Raw genomic sequence first — 302 nt, 5'->3', positions numbered from 1 at the left:
GTCACACGTATCAGTTGCTGTTGGAGCAGTGAATTCTGCAGTTTCAGGACAGCTGATTGTTACATCGGAACCCTGACCGGCTAAAACCGGAGCAGTGTTATCTTGTATTGTAATTGTTTGACTAACCGGAGCAGATTGATTTCCGCAAGCGTCAGTAGCAATCCAAGTTCTGGTTATAACAGAAGTTCCTGCACAAGCACCTTGTGTTGTTGCATCTGTAAAAGAAACTACTGGAGCCAGGTCACAAGTATCAGTTGCTGTTGGAGCAGTGAATTCTGCAGTTTCAGGACAGCTGATTGTTA

The 302-nt window shown here is 44.7% G+C and carries 1 protein-coding gene; it reads right to left on the bottom strand.

The annotated features are described in order from the left end of the window. The coding region (locus AC23MB_RS14425; RefSeq protein ID WP_487787663.1) for an HYR-like domain-containing protein at window positions 1-302 on the bottom strand (302 nt) is incomplete at both ends.

This window comes from Soonwooa sp. T0.1_25 (assembly GCF_057652215.1).
The sequence above is the reverse complement of the archived record's forward strand: the minus strand, read 5'-3'. Positions and strand labels throughout refer to the sequence as shown.